The organism is Shewanella sp. S1-49-MNA-CIBAN-0167, assembly GCF_040310145.1.
In the GTDB taxonomy this organism is placed as follows: domain Bacteria; phylum Pseudomonadota; class Gammaproteobacteria; order Enterobacterales; family Shewanellaceae; genus Shewanella; species Shewanella psychromarinicola.
The window spans coordinates 1-272 of the sequence record NZ_JBEOPO010000261.1 but is presented as its reverse complement, the minus strand read 5'-3'; the positions used below and the strand labels follow the sequence as shown (position 1 = coordinate 272).

Here is a 272-nt window from a genome sequence, read left to right as displayed (position 1 = left end):
GCCATGCAAGGTCGCAGTGCTGATGAGCGAACGTTAGCTCGAGAGGCTTATTTTTTAAGTTTAACAGCGCAATTGGTCCAGCGTAGCCCTATTCCATTAATGTTAACCGGAGGTATTCATCGCCTACCTGTGGCTCAACAAGTTATTGATGCTGGTTTTGCATTGTGTGGTATCGCTAGCGCCCTCGCCTTCTATCCTGACTTAGCCAATAGATGGCAAATTCAGCCAGAGTTTGTCCCGTCAATTCCAACAGTCAATTGGCAGAGTAAACC

General features: G+C 47.1%; 1 pseudogene. It reads left to right on the top strand.

Annotation, left to right across the window (positions count from 1 at the left end):
• A pseudogene (locus AAEZ00_RS21255) lies at window positions 1–272 on the top strand (2,4-dienoyl-CoA reductase); the annotation flags it as partial.